The organism is Candidatus Streptomyces philanthi (genome assembly GCF_059553635.1).
In genome coordinates this window covers 1-20,782 of sequence record NZ_JCANQV010000043.1, presented here as the reverse complement: position 1 = coordinate 20,782, position 20,782 = coordinate 1, and the positions used below count along the sequence as shown (strand labels likewise).

At 69.9% G+C, this 20,782-nt stretch carries 15 protein-coding genes and 4 tRNA genes; 7 read left to right on the top strand and 12 right to left on the bottom strand.

Features of this window, described 5'->3' with window-relative positions:
* Positions 1–78: 78 nt before the first annotated feature.
* The 3 genes from AC51EU_RS08115 to AC51EU_RS08105 form a co-directional block, all read right to left on the bottom strand.
* On the bottom strand, positions 79–3,912 hold the full coding sequence (locus AC51EU_RS08115) for a CLIPPER-2 domain-containing protein (protein WP_496266004.1): 3,834 nt from the start codon (positions 3,910–3,912) through the stop codon (positions 79–81).
* Positions 3,913–4,073: 161 nt separating this feature from the next.
* A complete protein-coding gene (locus tag AC51EU_RS08110) occupies positions 4,074–4,271 on the bottom strand; it encodes a DUF397 domain-containing protein (RefSeq protein ID WP_496266002.1) in 198 nt (65 codons plus the stop codon).
* Complete coding sequence (locus AC51EU_RS08105; RefSeq protein ID WP_496266000.1) at positions 4,268–5,104, bottom strand: helix-turn-helix domain-containing protein; 837 nt, start codon at positions 5,102–5,104, stop codon at positions 4,268–4,270. The genes AC51EU_RS08110 and AC51EU_RS08105 overlap by 4 nt, the downstream gene beginning before the upstream one ends.
* A gap of 243 nt (positions 5,105–5,347) precedes the next feature.
* Between AC51EU_RS08105 and AC51EU_RS08100 the strand changes: the two genes are divergently transcribed.
* From AC51EU_RS08100 to purM, 4 genes are all read left to right on the top strand, one after another.
* On the top strand, positions 5,348–5,695 hold the full coding sequence (locus tag AC51EU_RS08100) for an ATP-binding protein (RefSeq protein ID WP_496265999.1): 348 nt from the start codon (positions 5,348–5,350) through the stop codon (positions 5,693–5,695).
* A 38-nt stretch (positions 5,696–5,733) separates the two neighbouring features.
* The gene (locus AC51EU_RS08095) at positions 5,734–6,531 is read left to right on the top strand and encodes a maleylpyruvate isomerase family mycothiol-dependent enzyme (protein ID WP_496265998.1); all 798 of its coding nucleotides are present in this window, start codon (positions 5,734–5,736) and stop codon (positions 6,529–6,531) included.
* A gap of 519 nt (positions 6,532–7,050) precedes the next feature.
* Positions 7,051–8,610: an amidophosphoribosyltransferase gene (purF, locus tag AC51EU_RS08090; RefSeq protein ID WP_496265997.1), complete on the top strand. Its 1,560-nt coding sequence runs from the start codon at positions 7,051–7,053 to the stop codon at positions 8,608–8,610.
* Between the two features lie 32 nt (positions 8,611–8,642).
* Positions 8,643–9,710 carry a phosphoribosylformylglycinamidine cyclo-ligase gene (gene purM, locus AC51EU_RS08085; protein WP_496265996.1) on the top strand — a complete coding sequence of 356 codons (1,068 nt, stop codon included), beginning with the start codon at positions 8,643–8,645 and terminating at the stop codon, positions 9,708–9,710.
* 164 nt (positions 9,711–9,874) lie between these two features.
* On the opposite strand, the gene AC51EU_RS08080 is transcribed toward purM, so the two are convergent.
* Together AC51EU_RS08080 and AC51EU_RS08075 are read right to left on the bottom strand one after the other, a co-directional pair.
* Positions 9,875–10,132: a DUF3073 domain-containing protein gene (locus AC51EU_RS08080; RefSeq protein ID WP_496265995.1), complete on the bottom strand. Its 258-nt coding sequence runs from the start codon at positions 10,130–10,132 to the stop codon at positions 9,875–9,877.
* A gap of 353 nt (positions 10,133–10,485) precedes the next feature.
* Entirely contained in the window at positions 10,486–11,589 is a 1,104-nt protein-coding gene (locus AC51EU_RS08075; RefSeq protein ID WP_496265994.1) for a Leu/Phe/Val dehydrogenase, read from the bottom strand.
* Between the two features lie 215 nt (positions 11,590–11,804).
* On the opposite strand from AC51EU_RS08075, the gene AC51EU_RS08070 reads away from it, so the two are divergent.
* Together AC51EU_RS08070 and bldC are read left to right on the top strand one after the other, a co-directional pair.
* Positions 11,805–12,638, top strand: coding sequence for a DUF8083 family protein (locus tag AC51EU_RS08070; RefSeq protein ID WP_496265993.1), 834 nt, complete (start codon positions 11,805–11,807; stop codon positions 12,636–12,638).
* A 560-nt stretch (positions 12,639–13,198) separates the two neighbouring features.
* On the top strand, positions 13,199–13,405 hold the full coding sequence (bldC, locus tag AC51EU_RS08065; RefSeq protein ID WP_003980577.1) for a developmental transcriptional regulator BldC: 207 nt from the start codon (positions 13,199–13,201) through the stop codon (positions 13,403–13,405).
* 516 nt (positions 13,406–13,921) lie between these two features.
* Here bldC and AC51EU_RS08060 read toward each other — a convergent pair.
* The 3 genes from AC51EU_RS08060 to hrpA all read right to left on the bottom strand — a co-directional run bounded on the left by AC51EU_RS08060 (position 13,922) and on the right by hrpA (position 18,582).
* Entirely contained in the window at positions 13,922–14,146 is a 225-nt protein-coding gene (locus AC51EU_RS08060) for a DUF6274 family protein (RefSeq protein WP_496265992.1), read from the bottom strand.
* Positions 14,147–14,342: 196 nt separating this feature from the next.
* Positions 14,343–14,417, bottom strand: a tRNA-Asp gene (locus AC51EU_RS08055).
* Positions 14,418–14,523: 106 nt separating this feature from the next.
* Positions 14,524–18,582 carry an ATP-dependent RNA helicase HrpA gene (hrpA, locus tag AC51EU_RS08050; RefSeq protein WP_496265991.1) on the bottom strand — a complete coding sequence of 1,353 codons (4,059 nt, stop codon included), beginning with the start codon at positions 18,580–18,582 and terminating at the stop codon, positions 14,524–14,526.
* A gap of 146 nt (positions 18,583–18,728) precedes the next feature.
* Here hrpA and AC51EU_RS08045 point away from each other — a divergent pair, with 146 nt between their 5' ends.
* Positions 18,729–19,817 (top strand): ABC-2 transporter permease, encoded by a 1,089-nt coding sequence (locus tag AC51EU_RS08045; RefSeq protein ID WP_496265990.1) that lies wholly within the window; start codon positions 18,729–18,731, stop codon positions 19,815–19,817.
* An 80-nt stretch (positions 19,818–19,897) separates the two neighbouring features.
* On the opposite strand, the gene AC51EU_RS08040 is transcribed toward AC51EU_RS08045, so the two are convergent.
* From AC51EU_RS08040 to AC51EU_RS08025, 4 genes are all read right to left on the bottom strand, one after another.
* A tRNA-Phe gene (locus AC51EU_RS08040) sits at positions 19,898–19,971 on the bottom strand.
* A gap of 4 nt (positions 19,972–19,975) precedes the next feature.
* Positions 19,976–20,050: transfer RNA gene (locus tag AC51EU_RS08035), tRNA-Asp, on the bottom strand.
* Between the two features lie 47 nt (positions 20,051–20,097).
* Positions 20,098–20,170 (bottom strand) — tRNA-Glu (locus tag AC51EU_RS08030).
* Positions 20,171–20,306: 136 nt separating this feature from the next.
* Positions 20,307–20,648: a metallopeptidase family protein gene (locus AC51EU_RS08025; RefSeq protein WP_496266011.1), complete on the bottom strand. Its 342-nt coding sequence runs from the start codon at positions 20,646–20,648 to the stop codon at positions 20,307–20,309.
* Positions 20,649–20,782: the final 134 nt, after the last annotated feature.

Sequence of the window (20,782 nt, the reverse complement as noted above, 5' to 3'; positions counted from 1 at the left end):
GGGCGCCCGCCGATCACCGGCGGGCGCCCCTGCCATGAGACTCACTCCGGCACGGACCTCAGATCCGCACCGCCTGCCTCACTTCTTGTCGCAGTGCTTGCCGTCACAGGGCTTGTCGCAGTGCTTGCCCTCGCACGGCTTGTCGCAGTGCTTCCCGTCGCACGGCTTGTGACAGTCCTTGCCCTTGCACGGTTTGTGGCAGTCCTTCCCGTGACACGGCTTGTGGCAGTCCTTGCCCTTGCACGGCTTCTTCTCGACCTGGACGGTCGCCTCGGCCGGTTCGGAGCGGACGGTGCCGTCGTCGGCGGTGGCGACCGCGGTGTTGGTGATCTTGCCCTTCTCGGCGTCCTCCCTCGTGACCGTGTAGGTCCCGGTGCAGGTGGTGCTCGCTCCCGGTGCCAGCGTGGTGGCCCGGCAGGTGACATCGGTGACGCGGTTGTCCTCGACGGCGATGTCGTTGAGCGTCGTGTTCCCGGTGTTGGTGACGGTGTACGTGTAGGTGATCCGGTCGCCCACCTTGTACGTACGGCTGGTGTCGACGGTCTTCTTGACCGTCAGGCCCGGCCGGTTGGCGACCACATCGATCCGCGCGCTGTCCGGCGGCGACTCGACGGCCGTCCCGTCGGACCGCCCGTGCGCCACGGCCGTGTTCTCCACGTGCCCGGCCTGCGCGTCGGCCTCGGTCACCGTGTACGTCCCGGTGCACGTGGTGCTCGCCCCGGGTGCCAGCGTGGTCGCCCGGCAGGTGATTCCGGTGACCCGGTTGTCCGAGACGGTGACATCCGTGATCGGTTGGTTGCCGGTGTTGGTCACGGTGTACGTGTAGGTGACGTGGTCACCGACGCGGTACGGGTGCGAGGCGTCCACGGACTTCTCGACCGCCAGCCCCGGCCGCCGCGCCACGATGTCCACCCGCGCGCTGTCCGGCGGCGACTCCACGGCCGTCCCGTCGGACCGCCCGTGCGCCACGGCCGTGTTGGTCACCTGCCCGGCCTGCGCGTCCGCCTCGGTGACCGTGTACGTCCCGGAGCAGAAGGTGGTCTCCCCGGGCGAGAGGGTGGTGGCCTCGCAGGTGATCCCGGTGGCCCGGTTGTCGGTCACCGTGACATCGGTGATGTCCGTGTTCCCGGTGTTGGAGACGGTGTACGTGTAGGTGACCCGGTCACCGACCTGGTACGGGTGCGAGGCATCGACGGTCTTCTCGATCGTCAGCCCCGGCCGGCTCGGTACGACCTCCACCTCGGCGCCGTCCGGTGGCGAGTCGACGGTGGTCCCGTCGGTCTGCCCGTGCGCGACGGCCGTGTTGGAGATGCTGCCGGCTTCCCCGTCCGCCGCGGTCACCGTGTACGTCCCGGTGCACGTGGTGCTCGCCCCGGGCGCCAGCGTCGTCGCCTCGCAGACGATCCCGCTGACCCGGTCATCGGTGACGGTGATGCCGCTGAGGGGGACGTTCCCGATGTTGGTGACGCTGTAGGTGTAGAAGATCCGGTCACCGACGTGGTACGGGTGCGAGGTGTCCACGGACTTGTTGATCCGCAGCCCCGGCTGCCTCGGTACGGTCTCCACCTGGGCGCTGTCCGGTGGCGAGTCGACGGTGGTCCCGTCGGTCTGCCCGTGGGCGACGGCCGTGTTGGAGATGCTGCCGGCCGCCCCGTCCGCCTCCGTCACCGTGTACGTCCCGGTGCACAGGGTGCTCGCCCCCGGGGCCAGCGTCGTGGCCTGGCAGGTGATCCCGGTGACCCGGTTGTCGGTGACGGTGATGTTGTCGAGCGGGACGTTCCCGGTGTTCGTGACGACGTACTCGTAGGTGATCTGGTCACCCACGTCGTACGGGTGCGAGGCGTCGACGACCTTCTCCACCCGCAGCCCCGGCTGGGTGGGCACCACGTCCACCCGCGCGTCGGCCGGCGGCGACTCCACGGTGGTCCCGTCGGACTGCCCTTGGGCGAACGCCATATTGCTGACGTTCCCCCGGTCGGCGTCGGCCCGGGTCACCGTGTACGTCCCGGTGCAGGTGGTACTCGCCCCGGGCGCCAGCGTCGTCGCGTCGCAGGTGATCCCGCCGACCACGTCATCGGTGACGGCGATCCCGCTGACCGTCAGATCACCCGTGTTGGTGACCGTATAGGTGTAGGTGATCTCGTCCCCGACCTCGTACGGGTGCGAGGCGTCGACGGTCTTCGTCAGGCTCAGCGAGAGATCGGAGGCCACCGCGACCGTCGCCTCGTCCGGCGGCGAATCGACCGGTGTGCCGTCGGACGTGCCGTGGGCGACGGCGACGTTCCTCACCGACCCGTTCCGGCCGTCCGCCTCGGTGACCGTGTACGTCCCGGTGCAGGTGGTGGTCTCCCCGGGCGCCAGTGTCGTGGCCGCGCAGGTGATACCGCTGACGTGGTCGTCGCTGATGTTGATGCCCGTCAGCGTGGTGCCACCGGTGTTGGTGACGGTGTACGTGTAGGTGACCTGGTCACCCACCCGGTACTCACGGCCCTCGTCGGTCGTCTTCTCCATCCGCAGTCCCGGCCCGTGTTGGACCGGTAGCGTCACTTGGTCAGGTGGGGAATCCACCGGGCCGGTGGGTGTGGTCCCGTGGGCGACGGCGACATTGGTCAACGATCCGGCGTCGGCGTCCGCCTGGGTGACGGTATAGGTCCCGGTACATGTCATGGTCTGGCCGGTGGCCAGTGTGGTCTGCGGACAGGTGATGCCCGTGACGTGGTCGTCCGTCACGTTCACGTCGGTCAGCGGGACGTTCCCGCTGTTGGTGACCACGTACTGGTAGGGCACCTGCTGGCCCGGCATCAGCGGCAGCGGCACCTCGGTCGCCGCCGAGACCTGCTTGACGAGGTTCAGCTGCGGCAGCGCGGCGGCCGGGTGCACCACGACGTTCCGGATCAGATGGACGTCGTTGAAGAACCCGGTCGACGCCGCGAACCCGAACTTGTACGTGCTCGGCACCGGCTGCGGCGCCGGCGTCGACAGCACCTGCTGGGTGCCGTTGCCGTCGTGGAAGTCGATCGAGACGGTGACGACCGGGTTCGGGGCCGGTGAGATCTCGACCGTGACGGTACGCCGCGACGGCTCCAGCAGCGTCTCGGCCTGGGCGGGCGTGACGCCCGTGGGCAGGCTGGTGGTCGGCCCCTGCAACCGGCCCGTCAGGGTGGAGGGCCAGGGGCCGGTGGTGGAGAAGTTGTTCGTGGTCGCCGTCAGGAAGCAGTAACCCTCGGTGCCGTTGCCCGGACCGCGCAGCGTGACCATGTTCGGCCCCGGGGTGGGCTCCCGGTAGATGGTGCCCGCCGGGGACCGCCTCTCGCAGCCGTTGCCCCGGTGCTCCCAGTCGCCGAAGTAGTTGCCGAAGACGTCGAGGCCCACGCCGAGGTAGCCGCGGTTGACACCGGGCGTGAACGGGAAGGACGGATCGTCGTTGTTCAGCTTCTGCGCATAGCCGAGGCTGCCGCCGAAGGCACCCGGCGCGTTCAGCGTCGCCGCACCGTCGATCAGGAAGAACGAGATGCCGTCGGCCGGCTGGTAGGTGCGGTTGCCGTACTGCCACTGGTCGAAGCTGACGACCATGCCCTGGTTCGCCGGCAGCGCGTGGTTGTACAGGGCCGCCGCGGACTGGTCGGCGGACGCGTCGGTCAGCCGCAGATAGCCGTGCGGAGCGCCGTTGTCCGGTGGTACGGGCCCGACCGCTCCCGGTGGACAGCCGCCCAGCGGATGCGTGCCCGGCCCGGGGGCGGTCCCCTGCGGCGCGCCCGTGAGGCAGGCGGGCCCGAAGCCCTCGAACTCCGGGTCCGCCGTGGCCCCGGTGAACGTCTCGCTCACCAGCGGCACACCCACGGGCTGCGCCTGCGCGGTGACCGGGGCGCCGAGAACCGCGGCCACCACACTGAGCACCCCCAGCACGGCCACGGCCCACCCACGCACCCGGCCCCGCCATCCGCGTCCGCCATGTGCCCAATAACTACGTTTGACCATCATGCGGGGAACGTAAAGATTGCCCCCCTTTACGGTCACTTATACACGCACTTATGCGAGGTTTATCCACACCTATGGTGGTACGGTGTCCGCTTTTATCGGACCGGTGTGATGTCCGTGACCTGGGCGACGAAGGCGGCCCAGGCGGTGGGGGATGCCATAAGAGGGGTGAGCCCGACGTTCTTCGAGTCGCGGATGTGGACGGTTTCCGGAGTGAGCGCGACCTCGATGCAGTTGTCAGAATCCGCGCTGCTGTAGCTGCTCTTGAACCAATCGCGTTCGATGTTGTTCATAGGTCTCCTCGCATCTTCTTCAGCAGGCTCGCAGTGGCTTCGCGACCGAGAGCCTGTGAGCGCAGCTTGCTGTAGCGCTGAAGCATCGCGCTTGTGTAGTCAGGGTTGGTGAAGAGGTTGCTCGCTTGGTGACCTTCGGTATACCCGACCCACTCGTGCGTAGGCTTCTCCGCCAGGTACATCAGACCGTCGATGCCGCCGTGTTCCTCGTGGCGTAGAGGCATGACCTGAATCTCGACGTTGCGTTTCTTTCCCATCTCCAGCAGGTGATCGATGAGTGTGGCGGTGACTTCCGCGCCGCCCATACGCCTCTCCAACAGTGCCTGCTCGATGATGAAGCCGAAGGAGGTGTGTGGCCTGGTGCCGAGCAGCTCTTGTCGCTCCAAGCGATTGGTGACGTGTCGATCGATCTCCTCCTCGGTCACGGGAGGAAGTCTGTAGTCCATGATCGCTCGGATATAGGACTCGGGTTGCAGCAGCCCGGGGATCGCTCGGCACTCGTACGCGTACAGACACAGCGCCTCTTTCTCGATATCCGCCCAGTGCTCGAACCACGACGCCAGCTTTGTCTTCCGAGTCAGGCTCTCCGCGGCTGCCTCCAACACCCGCATCGCTCGTGCGTCCAGTACGGCTTTGACGCGTTGGAGCAGCTTCGACGGCGGATACCGCTTCCCCTGCTCGATCTTGGCGATGTAATGCACCGAGTACTGGGTGCGTTCGGCGAACTCCTCCTGCGTCAGGTTGGCGTCCTCACGCAGGATTTTCAGCACCGCGCCAAACGTCTTGAGGCTGTCCGACACCTCGGGCTCACTGCCTTTGCCGTCCGCTGCCATACCCCCACCTCTCTCGTGTGCTCTGCACAACGACGAACTGGCCCATCGTCACGGCTGGTTACCCACCCAGTCGAGGACAGCAGCCCACCCAAATCCTTTTGTACTGGCTCTGTTCCTGGTAGAGGGGTTGCGCCCGGCGGAACGTGGTGTTCCATGAAGGCTCTGAACGCTCAACGGCGCGTTACCGTACGTACGTTCGCGCAGCGGTTCTCGTCCACGCGGCGTGGTGCCCGGCTGGCCCGGATGCTCGCGACGCAGCAACTCGACAGCTGGGGGTTCGCCTACGGCACCCCCGTCTCCGACGCCGTGGCGCTCGTCGTCGGGGAACTGGCCGCCAACGCCGTGGTGCACGGGCGCGTTCCCGGGCGGGACATCGCCGTGCTGCTGAGGCACGACCGCGAGGCGGGGCTCGTACGGGTCGAGGTCTCCGACACCCGGCCCGAGCGGCCGGTGCGACGGGACGCCGGGCCGGTCGACGAGCAGGGGCGCGGCCTCGTCCTCGTCGAGGCCGTCGCCCGGCGGTGGGGCGTCCGCGAACGGAGCGGGCCCGGCAAGACCGTCTGGGCCGAGATCGCCGCGTCCGGTCGCTGAACCGGCGGTTGTCAGTGGTGCCCCCTACGCTGATTTCCATGTCGCCCGCCGCCCGCAAGCCCCGCGCCCGCCAGTACGACGCGCAGAAGACCCGCGCCGCCGTCGTGGCCCAGCTCGACCACGTACGGGAGGCCGTACGCGCGCTCACGCCCGAGCAGTTCGCCCTGCCGACCCGGCTGGGGGAGTGGACGGTACGCGAGCTGGTCGCCCACATAGCCATGGCGACCGGCAGCGTGGCGCGCGGCCTCGCGGAGCCGGCGCCCGCGCGGGCCGAGGCCGCCCTGACGGAGTGGCCCTTCGCCGCCGCCCCGTTCGCCGCTTCGGTCGACGAGCGCACCCGCGCGCTGGCCGCCGAGCACGACCCGGTGGAGCTGCTGGAACGCACGGCCGAGGAGTTCGCCCGCGTCGTCCCGCCGGTCCCCGAGGAGCGGGTGATGGTCTTCCGGCCCGCCGCCATGCGCCTCGCCGACGTCCTCGTCACCCGCTGCCTGGAACTGGTCGTGCACGGCGACGACCTGGCGGCGGCGCTCGGCACCGAGATCCCGTACGACCGCCAGGCCCTGGCCGCCACCACCCGCCTGCTGGCGGACGCGCTGGCGGCCAAGGCGCCCGGCGGATCGGTGGAGGTCCGTGTGCCTCCGTTCGCCGTCGTCCAGTGCGTCGAGGGTCCCCGCCACACCCGGGGCACCCCGCCCAACGTCGTCGAGACCGACCCGATGACGTGGATACGCCTGGCCACCGGCCGCGCGGACTGGACGGAGGAACGGGCGGCGGCCCGCGTCAGCGCCAGCGGGGAACGCGCCGACATCAGCGCACACCTGCCCCTGCTGAGCTGAGCCGACGCACTGCGGGCCGGGCCCTTGCCCGGCCCGCCGCATCCTCGCGGCGCGCGTCGTCACACGGTTGCCGGGTCCGTCGTTCAGGTGCCCGGCGTCCGGGCCCCCTCGGACCACGGGAGCGCATCATGACCATCCGTGCGCGACCCGGGGCGCCACGTGACCGAGTGCGGCGGAACGCGACGGCGCGGCACGCGGACCGCGCCGAAACGGACCGGCGTCGTGTATCTCACACGGTCGGCGCGGGGGTCCGCCGACGCGAGGCAATACCCCGGGTCCAGGAGACGGGGCACCCGTGGAAAAGGCCGGAGAAGAAGAAAAACCCCAGTTCAGAAGGGGTTTGAGGGCCCAGCGACACGCCAGGGCGGCCGCCGGGCGCCCGCGCCCGCACGGCGTACGGATAGTGGCGGCAGTGCCAGGGCCACGTCAAGGGTTTGCCATGCCGGGTTCATGCACTCGTCCAGCTCCGCGCCCATCCCCGGTTCGGATGAATCCGCGACCTGCCCTAGACTCAGGGACGTGCCACGTGGTGACGGACGACTCAGCCACGACCTGCTCCCCGGCGAGAAGGGCCCCCAGGACGCATGCGGCGTCTTCGGTGTCTGGGCTCCGGGGGAAGAGGTCGCCAAACTCACCTACTTCGGGCTGTATGCGCTGCAGCACCGTGGACAGGAGTCCGCGGGCATCGCGGTGAGCAACGGCTCCCAGATCCTCGTCTTCAAGGACATGGGCCTGGTGTCCCAGGTCTTCGACGAGACCTCCCTCGGCTCCCTCCAGGGCCATATCGCCGTGGGCCATGCCCGCTACTCCACCACCGGTGCCTCGGTGTGGGAGAACGCCCAGCCGACGTTCCGCGCCACCGCGCACGGCTCGATCGCGCTCGGCCACAACGGCAACCTGGTCAACACCGCCGAGCTGGCGGACCTCGTCGCCGCGCTGCCCAAGGAGGGCGGCCGGGCGACCCAGGTCGCGGCCACCAACGACACCGACCTGGTCACGGCGCTGCTCGCCGGCCAGGTCGACGAGGACGGCAAGCCGCTGACCGTCGAGGAGGCCGCCCCCCGCGTCCTGCCCCTCGTCAAGGGCGCCTTCTCCCTCGTCTTCATGGACGAGCAGACCCTCTACGCCGCCCGCGACCCGCAGGGCATCCGCCCGCTGGTCCTCGGTCGGCTGGAGCGCGGCTGGGTGGTGGCGTCCGAGACCGCCGCCCTCGACATCTGCGGCGCCAGCTTCGTCCGGGAGATCGAGCCCGGCGAGATGGTCGCCATCGACGAGCACGGCCTGCGCAGCACCCGCTTCGCCGAGGCCCGCCCCAAGGGCTGCGTCTTCGAGTACGTCTACCTCGCCCGCCCCGACACCGACATCGCGGGCCGCAATGTGTACCTCTCCCGGGTGGAGATGGGCCGCAAGCTGGCCGCCGAGGCGCCCGCCGAGGCGGACCTCGTCATAGCGACGCCGGAGTCCGGCACTCCGGCCGCCGTCGGCTACGCCGAGGCCAGCGGCATCCCGTACGGCTCGGGCCTGGTGAAGAACTCCTACGTCGGCCGGACGTTCATCCAGCCGTCGCAGACCATCCGCCAGCTCGGCATCCGCCTCAAGCTCAACCCGCTGCGCGAGGTCATCCGCGGCAAGCGCCTGGTCGTCGTCGACGACTCCATCGTCCGCGGCAACACCCAGCGCGCGCTGGTGCGGATGCTGCGCGAGGCCGGCGCCCGTGAGGTCCACATCCGGATCTCCTCCCCGCCGATCAAGTGGCCGTGCTTCTTCGGCATCGACTTCGCCACCCGCGCGGAACTGATCGCCAACGGGCTGAGCGTCGAGGAGATCGGCAAGTCGCTGGGCGCGGACTCCCTCGCGTACATCTCCCTCGACGGCATGATCGAGGCGACCACGATCGCCAAGCCGAATCTGTGCCGGGCCTGCTTCGACGGCGAGTACCCGATGGAGCTGCCCGACCCGGAGCTGCTGGGCAAGCACCTCCTGGAGTCGGAGGCCGCCGGTGCGGCGTCGTCCGATGTGGACGGCGTCCGGACGCTCACCGCCGGGGTCGGCGGGGCCGACGCGCTGCGTCGCCCGTAGACCCCTGCCCCACCACAGGAAAGTTCTCTGCCATGTCTGAGACCACCGGCGCCAGCTACGCGAGCGCGGGAGTCGACATCGAAGCGGGCGACCGCGCCGTCGACCTCATGAAGGAGTGGGTGCGCAAGGCCACCCGCCCCGAGGTCGTCGGCGGGCTCGGCGGATTCGCCGGCCTCTTCGACGCCTCCGCGCTCAAGAAGTACGAGCGCCCGCTGCTGGCCTCGGCCACCGACGGAGTCGGTACCAAGGTCGACATCGCCCGCCGGATGGGTGTCTTCGACACCATCGGCCACGACCTCGTCGGCATGGTCGTCGACGACCTGGTCGTCTGCGGCGCCGAACCGCTCTTCATGACCGACTACATCTGCGTCGGCAAGGTCCACCCCGAGCGGGTCGCGGCCATCGTCAAGGGCATCGCCGAGGGCTGCGTCCTCGCGGGCTGCGCACTGGTCGGTGGCGAGACCGCCGAGCACCCCGGGCTGCTGGGCGCGGACGAGTTCGATGTCGCGGGCGCCGGGACCGGCGTCGTCGAGGCGGACCGGCTGCTGGGCGCCGAGCGTGTCCGCGCGGGCGACGTGGTGATCGCGATGGAGTCCTCCGGACTTCACTCGAACGGGTACTCGCTCGTCCGCCATGTGCTGTTCGACCGGGCGGGGATGACGCTGGACCGCGAGGTCCCGGAGTTCGGCAGGACCCTCGGCGAGGAGCTGCTGGAGCCCACCAAGATCTACTCGCTGGACTGCCTGGCCCTCACCCGCACCGCCGAGGTGCACGCGTTCTCCCACATCACGGGTGGTGGCCTGGCCAACAACCTCGCGCGCGTGATCCCCGACGGCCTCCACGCCGTCATCGACCGGGGCACCTGGACGCCCGGCCCGGTGTTCGACCTGGTCGGCACCGCCGGATCGGTCGAGCGGCGGGAACTGGAGAAGACCCTGAACATGGGCGTCGGCATGATGGCCGTCGTCCCCCAGGAAGCGGTGGACGTGGCACTGGCCACCCTCGCCGACCGCGGCATCGACTCCTGGGTGAGCGGTGAGATCGCCGAGCGCGGCGACCGGACCGAAGCGGTGACCCTGACCGGTGACTACGCCGGCTGACCTGCCCGGAACCGGGGCAGCACAGAACCCGGTCCGAGGGGAAACCCCCGGACCGGGTCCGTGGACATGCTGTGCGCACCGTGACCGGCTGGTGGCCGGATCGATGACCTATCCGTGGTACGGCCGCGGGTGCTCACCCGTGGCAGAAACGGAAGGGTGCCTCGTCAGGCGCGGCGACGATGCTGGGTCGAGTTCTTGTCCTCGTCCTCGTCATCGTCGTCATTGTTGTACAGGTCGGCGTACCGCGCGTAGAGGTCGTCCTCGTCATCCTCGAACGGTTCGCCGTTCGCCGGCTTCTGTGCCTGCTGATCCGGCGATGCACCCAGCTCCTCGGCCAGGCGTGAGAGATCAGTCCCACCGCTGTTGTACTTCAGCTGGCGGGCGACCTTCGTCTGCTTGGCCTTGGCCCGGCCGCGCCCCATGGCTCGACCCCCTCAACGACGGGGCTCGACGGCCCCAGAGTCTTGACACGCGTTCATGATTCAGAGCGGACTCTCGACAGAGAGACCGGCCCGTAGGGCTTCAACGGTACCTGCTTCCGCGGCCATACGGTACGTCGCCCGTATCACCCGCCGCTCGGCATGACCTGCGAGGCGCCCTGTCCGCGCTGGTCACCTGCGATTTTAACCTGTCCTGTACGGCGACCCGCCGACGGGTGGTGAGGGATGTCTCCCTGATCACCCGCAGGACGGCGCACAGGGTATGTTTTCGGCCACGCTGAGTGGGTGTCCCCGCGCACCGCGGCCGGGCCCCGAAGGACCCGGCCGGAAACGCGTCAGGCGTGCCTGCCCTCCCTCATGCGCTGCTCGGCGAGCCGGTCGGCCGCCGCGGCCGGCGGAATGCCGTCCGCCTTCGCACGAGCGAATATCGCCAGCGTGGTGTCGAAGATTTCCGCCGTCTTTTTCTTGCACCGGTCGAAATCGAATCCGTGCAATTCATCGGCCACCTGGATGACGCCACCCGCGTTCACCACGTAGTCCGGTGCGTAGAGGATGCCGCGGTCGGCGAGATCCTTCTCGATGCCGGGGTGCGCGAGCTGGTTGTTGGCCGCGCCGCACACCACCTTCGCGGTCAGCCGCGGCACCGTGTCATCGTTCAGCGCGCCGCCCAGGGCGCACGGCGCGTAGATGTCCAGACCCTCGACGCCGATCAGCGCCTCGGTGTCCGCCACCACGGTGACCTGCGGATGCTCGGCGCGCACCCGCTCCACCGCCGCGGCGTTCACATCCGTGACGACGACCTCGGCGCCGTCCTGGAGCAGATGCCCGACAAGATGACGGCCGACCTTGCCGACCCCGGCGACACCGACCTTCCGCCCGCGCAGCGTGGGGTCGCCCCACCGGTGCTGGGCACAGGCCCGCATGCCCTGGAACACACCGAAGGAGGTCAGCACGGAGGAGTCGCCGGCGCCGCCGTTCTCGGGGGAGCGGCCGGTGGTCCACCGGTTCGTCCGGGCGATCACGTCCATGTCGGCGACGTACGTACCGACGTCGCACGCCGTGACGTACCGGCCCCCGAGAGACGCCACGAACCGGCCGTAGGCGAGGAGCAGTTCCTCGCTCTTGAGCACATCGGGGTCGCCGATGATCACCGCCTTGCCGCCGCCGTGGTCCAGGCCGGCGAGGGCGTTCTTGTAGGACATACCGCGCGAAAGATTCAGGGCGTCCAGCACGGCCTCCTCCTCGGAGGCGTATGCGTGGAAGCGGGTGCCGCCGAGGGCGGGGCCCAGGGCTGTGTTGTGGACCGCGATCACGGCCCGCAGGCCGCTGGCCCGGTCCTGGCAGAGAACTACCTGCTCATGGCCGCCCTGCTCGGAGTGGAACAACGTGTGCAACACGCCGCCGTCGGCGCTGACGGCGGCAGGACGTACGTCGGTCACGGTGGTGACTCTCCTAGGTCACGGATGACGCCCCCCTGCGGGTGGGGAGGGGCCGGTCGGGAAGAGCGTAAGACCTCCCGTGGCGCGTGTTCGGCCGGGTCCCGGGGAAGGCCCACCCGCGGCGGGCCGCCGTGCGACGATTTCCGTGTCCGGGGCCGCAGGGGCGACACACCCTGCCAACTCCCGGTGCCGGTCTTCCGTTTGAAGGAGCGCGCGTGGCCCTGGTGTCATCGGTGAAGATCCCGTACGCCGCGTACCTGCGGGTGTACGAGCCGCTGGCAGCGTTCCCCGAGCCGGAGCGCTCCCACTGGGCACGTTACGCCAAGAGGGACGACACCCCCACCGCGCTGGACGAGCAGCGCCGCGCCCTCGCCGATCTTCTGCCGACCCCGCCGGTGCCGGTGCCGGTCCACGAGAGCGGGGACGCCTTCGTCGTGATCGTCGACGAGGTCCCGTGCGTCTGCCCCTGGCGCACCCGGCTGCGCGGCTGGCAGGCCCTGGAGGAGCTTTCGGAGCTGCTGCCCGCGCCGGTGCTGGACGCCGCGCTGCCCCCGGTGGTGCGCCGCCAGGCATCGACCGACTACGAGGAGTGGCAGCGCCGCAACCCGGACGCCCGCCCGTGGATCAAGAGCGCGACCTGGCACGTACCGGTCCGCTGGTTCGTCCTCTTCGACGACGCGGAGCGCGAGTACACGGGCGGGCGGCGGCCGCTGCTGCGCTACCGCACCCCGATGGTGCAGGCGCGCCGCCGCCTCGCCCGCGGTCTGCGGACGCTGCGCGAGACGCTGGAGGAGGGGCCGCTGATCGACGGCCTGGTGGAGGTCGGGCGGTGGCTGGAGGAGTTCCATCCGCGGTCGCTGGTGGAGCTGGACTACGGGGGGCTGGTGCACGCGGTGCCCGCGGGCCATCTCGCGGAGGACCGCTCGGCCGCGGAGGTGGCGGAGGGCCTCGCGGCGCTGCGGGACGGCGACGGAGAACGGGCCGGCACGGCGTACGAGCGGCTGTCGGAGCGCTGGCGCGCGGTGCGGGAGCGGCAGTTCGCCAGCTGATGGGCGGGGGCGGGCCGGCCGGTGGTGGCGTATCCATGGCCGGTGAGTGCGTGCGGTGGCGCCGACCGCCCGGTGATCATGAAATCCTGGACGCGCATTAGGCTGCTGCCGGTCAGGACGTAGGTCCTGATCCGGACGTTTCGCCCCAACAGTGATCTAAAGCACTGACATCGAGTCTTGCCCATAAGGGGTTCCCTCGTGTCAAAATAGGACAAGGAGTCTGAGTTGGACTCCTTCCGTCTGTGTGTGGGCGGATAGTTCGGTATTGCGCTCCTTGAGGGGTCTAGTGACGCGTGATCACGCTGTGACTGATCGTCACAACCGTGTGACTGTCCGCTATGACATGGTCCATCGGCTTCCGTCGAGGTTGAACACCTGAGAGGGCAATTCCATCGGTTTGGCCGACGTGGCTGGACAGATGGTGTAGTTGTAGTGCCGAGGACAAGCCGTTCGTCCTATTACCGACTCGGCCCGCGTCCGCCATTTCGGGCAACGTGGGTCAAGGTGCAGAATTTAGAGGAAAGAACCGTGATGGTTCGGTTCTCCCGAGGAGGCCGCTCATGACCGCTCGCACCCCTGACGCCGAGCCGCTGCTTACCCCCGCCGAGGTCGCCACGATGTTCCGCGTGGACCCGAAGACGGTGACCCGCTGGGCCAAGGCAGGCAAGCTCACGTCCATCCGTACGCTCGGAGGACACCGGCGTTACCGCGAGGCTGAGGTCCGCGCACTGCTCGCGGGCATTCCGCAGCAGCGCAGCGAGTCCTGAACAACCGCATGACCGGGCTGTTTTCGGGGCCCCCAACCCGAAGAAGGCCCACGCAACACCCCTAGCTCCACCTGCTTCACGCAGTTCCCCACGACGCGGCGCCCGCCCCAACGGGCGCCACACCCGCTTCGTTCGGGTACGTCATCGATCGCGCTGGACTCCGCCGGGTCCAGCGCGATCTTCTTTTTGCCCGCGTTCTGTGGCCCCCGTCACCGGGGTTCTGCCCGCTGCCGGGCAGGGTCCGGCCGGCGTTCGTGCCCGGCCTCCCCGCGTGCCCCGGAGGGCGTTCACGGACAGACCGTGCGGTTTCTTTCTCCCCGGCCTCATGGGGGTGCAATTGCACATATTAAATGGGCCGGGCGTAGGGCAGACGTAAGTTCCACGCGCGCTGAAACTTGTTCGGTGACACCCATCACAGCGCGCGGTGCTTGAGGTGTCATGATCCCTGCGGTATTGGCCGCTCGACGCCACGTCAAAAGCTTCCCACCGCACGGGTGAAGGCGCGGCCGCCGATGGTCACCCGACCGCGGGACCTTCGTCCTCCGGTGGCTCGGAGACGGCCTGCGGGCCCTCTGGGGACCCTGAGGGCCCGGAAGTTCCCGAACGGCCCGTGTGGGGCTCCAGAGCCAGCCTGTGGAGCCGATGGCAGACGGGGCAGTGCCGCGTCAGATGCCGGTAGGCCGTCGCGGCCGCCAGATGGGCACGTAACAACGCCCTGGTCTCGTGCCTCGCCGTCGTCATCCGCACGCACCTCCCCGGCCCCGGCCCCACGCCACCTCTGTGACTACCCGGGGCGTGTGCCCCCGTCAAGACGGCGCGAGGGAGGTGAGGGGCGCGAGGCGGCGCGCGGCCCCGCGCTCCGGCGGCGCCCGCCCGGACCCGGTCCCGATGTACGACAACGGCCCGCATCCGATATCGGATGCGGGCCGTTCCGCTGCGGTCCTGACGGGATTTGAACCCGCGGCCTCCACCTTGACAGGGTGGCGAGCACTCCAAACTGCTCCACAGGACCTTGCTGCCGCTCCGCTTCCGCGGGGCTGCGAAGCAAGACTCTACAGCAGGTCAGGGGGTGCGGTCGAACCCGCTCCCCGGGGGCGGACGGCGGGGCGGCCCGACGGCTACGGAGCCGCCGCGTCCACCGCCTTCATGATCCGCTTGTCCGACACCGGATACGCCGTCCCCAGCGCGTGCGCGAAGTAGCTCACCCGCAGCTCCTCGATCATCCAGCGGATCTCCCGCGCCTCGGCGGGCACCGGACGCCCCTGGGGGAACTGCTCCAGCAGCCAGGCGTACTCGTCCTGCATCTCCTTGACCTTCGCCATCCGGGCGCGGTCCCGCTCGGCGTTGGTCGGCAGCTGCTGGAGGCGCCGGTCGGCGGCCACCAGGTAGCGCATCAGGTCCGGCAGCCGCTTCGCGCCGTGCGCGGTCACGAAACCGGGCCTGATCAGCGCGGCGAGCTGCTCCCTGACGTCGGTCAGCGACGGCAGCAGCGAGGGGAACGAGGTGTCCTTGAGCCGGCGCTCGCACGCCTGCCAGGCGGCCAGCACCTCCTGCGTCTGCGCGATGGTCCGCAGCGTCGCGTCCACCAGATCGGCCCGTACGCCGTCGAACAGCTTGCGGAAGGACTCCTCGTCCCAGGCCGGGCCGCCGCGCGCCGCCATCAGCCGGTCGGCGGCCGCGGTGACGCAGTCGTCGAACAGCGCCTGGATCGAACCGTGCGGATTGCGGGACAGGGCCAGCTTCTGCTGGTTGCTGAGCTTGTCCTGGGCGAACTTCGCCGGGTGGGACGGAATGTTGAGCAGGATGAGGCGGCGGGTGCCCGCCCACATCGCCGTCCGCTGCTCCGCCTCCGTGTCGAACAGCTGCACGGCGACGCTCGTGCCCTCGTCCACCAGCGCCGGGTACGCCTTCAGGGTCTGGCCGGCCCGCCGGGTCTCGAAGGTGCGCGGCAGCGCGCCGATCGTCCAGGACGTCAGGCCGCTGCGCTGCACCGGAGCGGCCGCCGTCTCCCGGCCGCCCTCCCCGCCGCGGGACGGGCGCTCCGCGGCCTGCGCGAACGCCTTGGAGATCGCCGCCCGGGTCTTCGGCTTCAGCTTCAGCCGCAGTGCCTCCAGGTCCTTGGCCTCGGCGAGCTTGCGCCGCCGCTCGTCCACCACCCGGAACGTGATCTTCAGATGGTCGGGCACCTTGGCCGTGTCGAAGTCCGCCGCCGACACCGGCACCCCCACCATCCGCTGCAACCCCGCCGCCAGCGAGACCGTCAGCGGGCCCTGGAGCGGCACCGTGGAGTCCAGGAACCGGGCCGCGAAGTTCGGCGCCGGCACGTAATTGCGGCGGATCGGTTTCGGAAGCGAACGGATCAGCTCCGTCACCAGCTGCTCGCGCAGCCCCGGGATCTGCCAGTCGAAGCCCTCCGAGGAGACCTGGTTGAGCACCTGGAGCGGGATGTGCACCGTCACACCGTCCGCGTCCGCGCCCGGCTCGAACTGGTACGTGACCTTGAACCGCAGCTTCCCCTGCCGCCACGCGTCCGGGTAGTCGTCCTTCGTGACGGCCTCGGCGGACTCGTTGATGAGCATCGAATGCTCGAAGTCCAGGAGGTCCGGCTCCTCCTTCTCCTTCTTCTTCCACCACGCGTCGAAGTGCGCCCCGGAGACCACATCGGCGGGCACGCGCTGGTCGTAGAAGTCGAAGAGGGTCTCGTCGTCGACGAGGATGTCGCGCCGCCGGGCGCGGTGCTCCAACTCCTCGACCTCGCCGAGCAGTTTGCGGTTGTCGTGGAAGAACCGGTGGTGGGTGCGCCAGTCGCCCTCCACCAGCGCGTTGCGGATGAACAGGTCGCGGGAGACCTCGGGGTCGATCCGCCCGTAGGCCACCTTGCGCTGGGCGACCAGCGGGACGCCGTAGAGCGTCACCCGCTCGTACGCCATCACCGCGGCCATCTTCTGCTCCCAGTGCGGCTCGCTGTACGTCCGCTTGACCAGGTGCTGCGCCAGCGGCTCGACCCACTCGGGCTCGATCTTCGCGTTCACCCGCGCCCACAGCCGGGACGTCTCGACCAGCTCGGCCGACATCACCCAGCGCGGCGGCTTCTTGAACAGCGCGGAACCGGGGAAGACCGCGAACTTGGCGCTGCGGGCGCCCAGGAATTCGTTCTTGGCGTCCGTGTCCTTCAATCCGATGTGCGAAAGCAAACCGGAAAGCAGGGCGGTGTGGATGTGCTGCGGCGCCGCGTCCTGCTCACTGAGGTGGATGCCCATGGTCTTGGCGACCGACCGCAGCTGGGAGTAGATGTCCTGCCACTCACGTATCCGCAGATAGTTCAGGAACTCGTTGCGGCACATCCGGCGGAACGCCGACGACGACAGCGCCTTCTGCTGCTCGCGCACGTACCGCCACAGATTGAGGAACGCCAGGAAGTCGCTGGTCTCGTCCTTGAACCGGGCGTGCTGCTGATCGGCCTGCTGCTGCTTGTCGGACGGCCGCTCCCGCGGGTCCTGGATCGACAGCGCCGCCGCGATCACCATCACCTCGCGGACACAGCCGTTGCGGTCCGCCTCCAGCACCATCCGCGCCAGCCGGGGGTCCACCGGCAGCTGGGACAGCTTGCGGCCGAGCGGCGTCAGCCGCTGCCCCTGGCCGCGGCCCCGCTGCCCCGGCGCGGCGGACTTCGCCCGCGCCTCCAGCGCCCCCAGCTCGTGCAGCAGATCGACGCCGTCCTTGATGTTGCGGCGGTCCGGCGGGTCGATGAACGGGAACTTCTCGATGTCGCCCAGCCCGGCCGCGGTCATCTGGAGGATGACGGACGCGAGGTTGGTGCGCAGGATCTCCGCGTCGGTGAACTCCGGCCGCGTCAGGAAGTCGTCCTCGGAGTACAGCCGGATGCAGATGCCGTCACTCGTACGGCCGCAGCGGCCCTTGCGCTGATTGGCGCTGGCCTGCGAGATCGGCTCGATCGGCAGCCGCTGCACCTTGGTGCGGTAGCTGTAGCGGGAGATCCGGGCCATGCCCGGGTCGATGACGTACCGGATGCCCGGGACGGTCAGCGAGGTCTCCGCGACATTGGTGGCCAGCACGATGCGGCGGCCGGTGTGCCGCTGGAAGACCCGGTGCTGCTCGGCGTGCGACAGCCGCGCGTACAGCGGCAGCACCTCCGTGCCGGGCAGGTTCTTGCGGTTCAGCGCGTCCGCCGTGTCGCGGATCTCGCGCTCACCGGAGAGGAACACCAGGATGTCGCCGGGGCCCTCGGCCCGCAGCTCGTCGACCGCGTCGCAGATCGCGGTGATCTGGTCCCGGTCGCCGTCGCCGCCGCCCTCCTCCAGCAGCGGCCGGTAGCGGACCTCGACCGGATACGTCCGCCCGGACACCTCGATGACCGGCGCGCTCGGCGCCTTCTCGCCGTCCGCCGCGTTCACCGTGGCGAACGAACCGAAGTGCCGGGCGAAGCGCTCCGGATCGATGGTCGCGGAGGTGATGACGATCTTCAGGTCGGGGCGGCGGGGGAGGAGTTGCGCCAGATAGCCGAGGATGAAGTCGATGTTGAGGCTGCGCTCGTGCGCCTCGTCGATGATCAGCGTGTCGTACTGGCGCAGCTCGCGGTCCGTCTGGATCTCGGCGAGCAGGATGCCGTCCGTCATCAGCTTGACGAGGGTGTCCTGGCCGACCTGGTCGGTGAAGCGGACCTTCCAGCCCACCGCCTCGCCCAGCGGCGTCCGCAGCTCCTCCGCCACCCGCTCGGCGACCGTACGGGCCGCGATCCGGCGCGGCTGGGTGTGCCCGATCAGCCCCCGTACGCCACGGCCCAGCTCCAGGCAGATCTTGGGGATCTGGGTCGTCTTGCCGGAACCCGTCTCACCCGCGACGATCACGACCTGGTGGTCCCGGATCGCCGCCAGGATCTCGTCCTTCTTCTGGCTGACCGGAAGCTGCTCGGGATACGTGATCTCCGGCACCGCGGCACGCCGCCGCGCCACCCGCGCCTCGGCCTCGGTGATCCCCTCGGCGATCTCGGTGAGCACGGCCGCCCGCGCCTCGGGCTTGCGGATGCGGCGCGCGCCGTCGAGCCGGCGGCCCAGCCGCTGCTCGTCGCGCGGCATCAGGGCGGTGAGTCGCTCCAGCAGGTCGGGGAGGGCGGGAGCGGCGCCGTCGGACGGGGCGGAGGCAGGCTGACTGGACATACGGGTCCCAGGATCTCACCTCCCCGATTCGACTGGCGAACGAATTGCGGGCGGTGTCACGGGCGGAGTACGGGCACGGGCGGGGCAGGCCGGAGGCGTGGGGGCCTTGGCGTGTATGTCCGGGCTGTGTCGCTTAGCGTGGCTCCATGGATGATCAGCATGGTTCGTCCACCGGGAACGAGGCCCACGCGCGGCCCGGGACCTGGGCGGAGAAGTGGGCAGCCGCCAAGAAGTCGCCGCTCTTCCCGGCCTGTGTGCTGGTCCTCATCCTCGCGGCGGCCGCGGGCCTGTTCGCCGGCTCGTACACGTACACCATGGCCAACCCGACCCCGCGGCACATCCCCCTCGCGGTGGTCGGCGCGCGGACCACGCCCCAGGGCACCCCGACCCGGGAGGGCCGCTTCGCCGACGGCCTGCAACGGGCGCTGCACGCCTCCCTGCGGCTGACCGGCTACCCCCGCTACGAGGATGCGCGCGGGGCCGTCGAGCAGCAGCGGGAGTTCGGCGTCCTCGCCCCGCACGGCGACGGGGTACGGCTGGACGTGGTCGGCGCGTCGGGCGCCTCGGTGGCCGAGCTGCTGGCCACGACCGCGCCGCGGGTGGCCAAGGGGACGGGCGTGCCCGTCGTGGTGCGGGACGTCAGACCTCTCCAGCACGGCGACCCGCGCGGCCTCGCGCTGTTCTACATCACCCTCGCCGCGGTGATCATCGGCTTCGTCGGCGCGATCCAGCTCAACGTGCACGCCCGCGCCCTCACCCCGGCCGAACGCATCGCCTTCACCGCCGGCTACGCCCTGCTCGGCGGCTTCGCGATCGGCGCGGTCGTCGACTGGTGGCTGGGCGCCCTGCGGCTGCCGTTCGTCCAGTCCTGGATGATCCTCGCGCTGACGATGTTCACGTCCGGCATGGTCTGCACGATGTTCACCACCCTGATGGGCCGCTGGGCGATGCTCCCCACCTGGGGACTGATGGTGCTGCTGGGCAACCCGTCGTCCGGCGGCGCGGTCTCCTGGCCGCTGCTGCCCTCCGCCCTCGGCCACATCGGCCGCTGGCTGCCGCCCGGCGCCTCGGTCAACGCCCAGCACGCCGCCGTCTACTTCCGCGACGCCCAGCACCTCTTCCCCTATCTGGTGCTGGCCGGCTGGTCGCTGCTGTCCGTCGCGGTCTTCTGGACCTGGCGCCACCGCCACCCGGGCGGACGGGAACCGGACCCGGCCGATACGGCGCCGTCCTGAACCAGTACGTCCACGGGAAGGACGTCCACGGGAACGAAAAAGGCCCCGGTCCGAAGACCGGGGCCTTTCCCGAATGGGTGTGGCTGGGGCCGGGGTCGAACCGGCGACCTATCGCTTTTCAGGCGATCGCTCGTACCAACTGAGCTACCCAGCCGCAGCGGTCCTGACGGGATTTGAACCCGCGGCCTCCACCTTGACAGGGTGGCGAGCACTCCAAACTGCTCCACAGGACCTTGCATTGTGCGAAACGGCCTGAACCAGTCTCGCACACGATCATGCGTGCCCCCAACGGGATTCGAACCCGTGCTACCGCCTTGAAAGGGCGGCGTCCTGGGCCACTAGACGATGAGGGCTGATGGCCCACCTTGGCGTCGTTACCGGCGCCGTCGGGGACGTGAGAAGCATATGGGATGGGAGGACCGTTCGCCAAAACGGTTTACCCGGAGGCGCGGGCGGGGCCCCTGATCGGCCGTATCCGCCGGGCCCGCGTCAGCCCCAACCCAGCTCGTGGAGCCGCTCGTCCTCGATGCCGAAGTGGTGCGCCACCTCGTGGACCACGGTGGTCGCCACCTCGTCCACGACCTCCTCCCGCGTCCCGCACATGCGCAGGGTGGGGCCCATGTAGACGGTGATGCGGTCGGGGAGGACACCCGCGTACCACTCGCCACGTTCCGTCAGCGGAGTTCCCTCGTAGAGCCCCAGCAGTTCCGGGTCGTCGGCGGGCGGTTCGTCCTCGACGAACACCGCGACGTTGTCCATGATCCGGGCCAGTTCCGGCGGGATCAGGTCGAGGGCGTCGCTGACCAGTTCTTCGAAGGCGTCCCGCGTCATCTCCAGCACACCGCCATTGTCGGGGACGGACGGGGAGAACGGGGCGGGGCGGGCCGAGTGGGGGACAGGGGGCTGTTGCCTGCCGCGCGGCGTGCGGGGCGGGTGGTGGTCGCGTTCTCGGGCCGCCCCGCCCC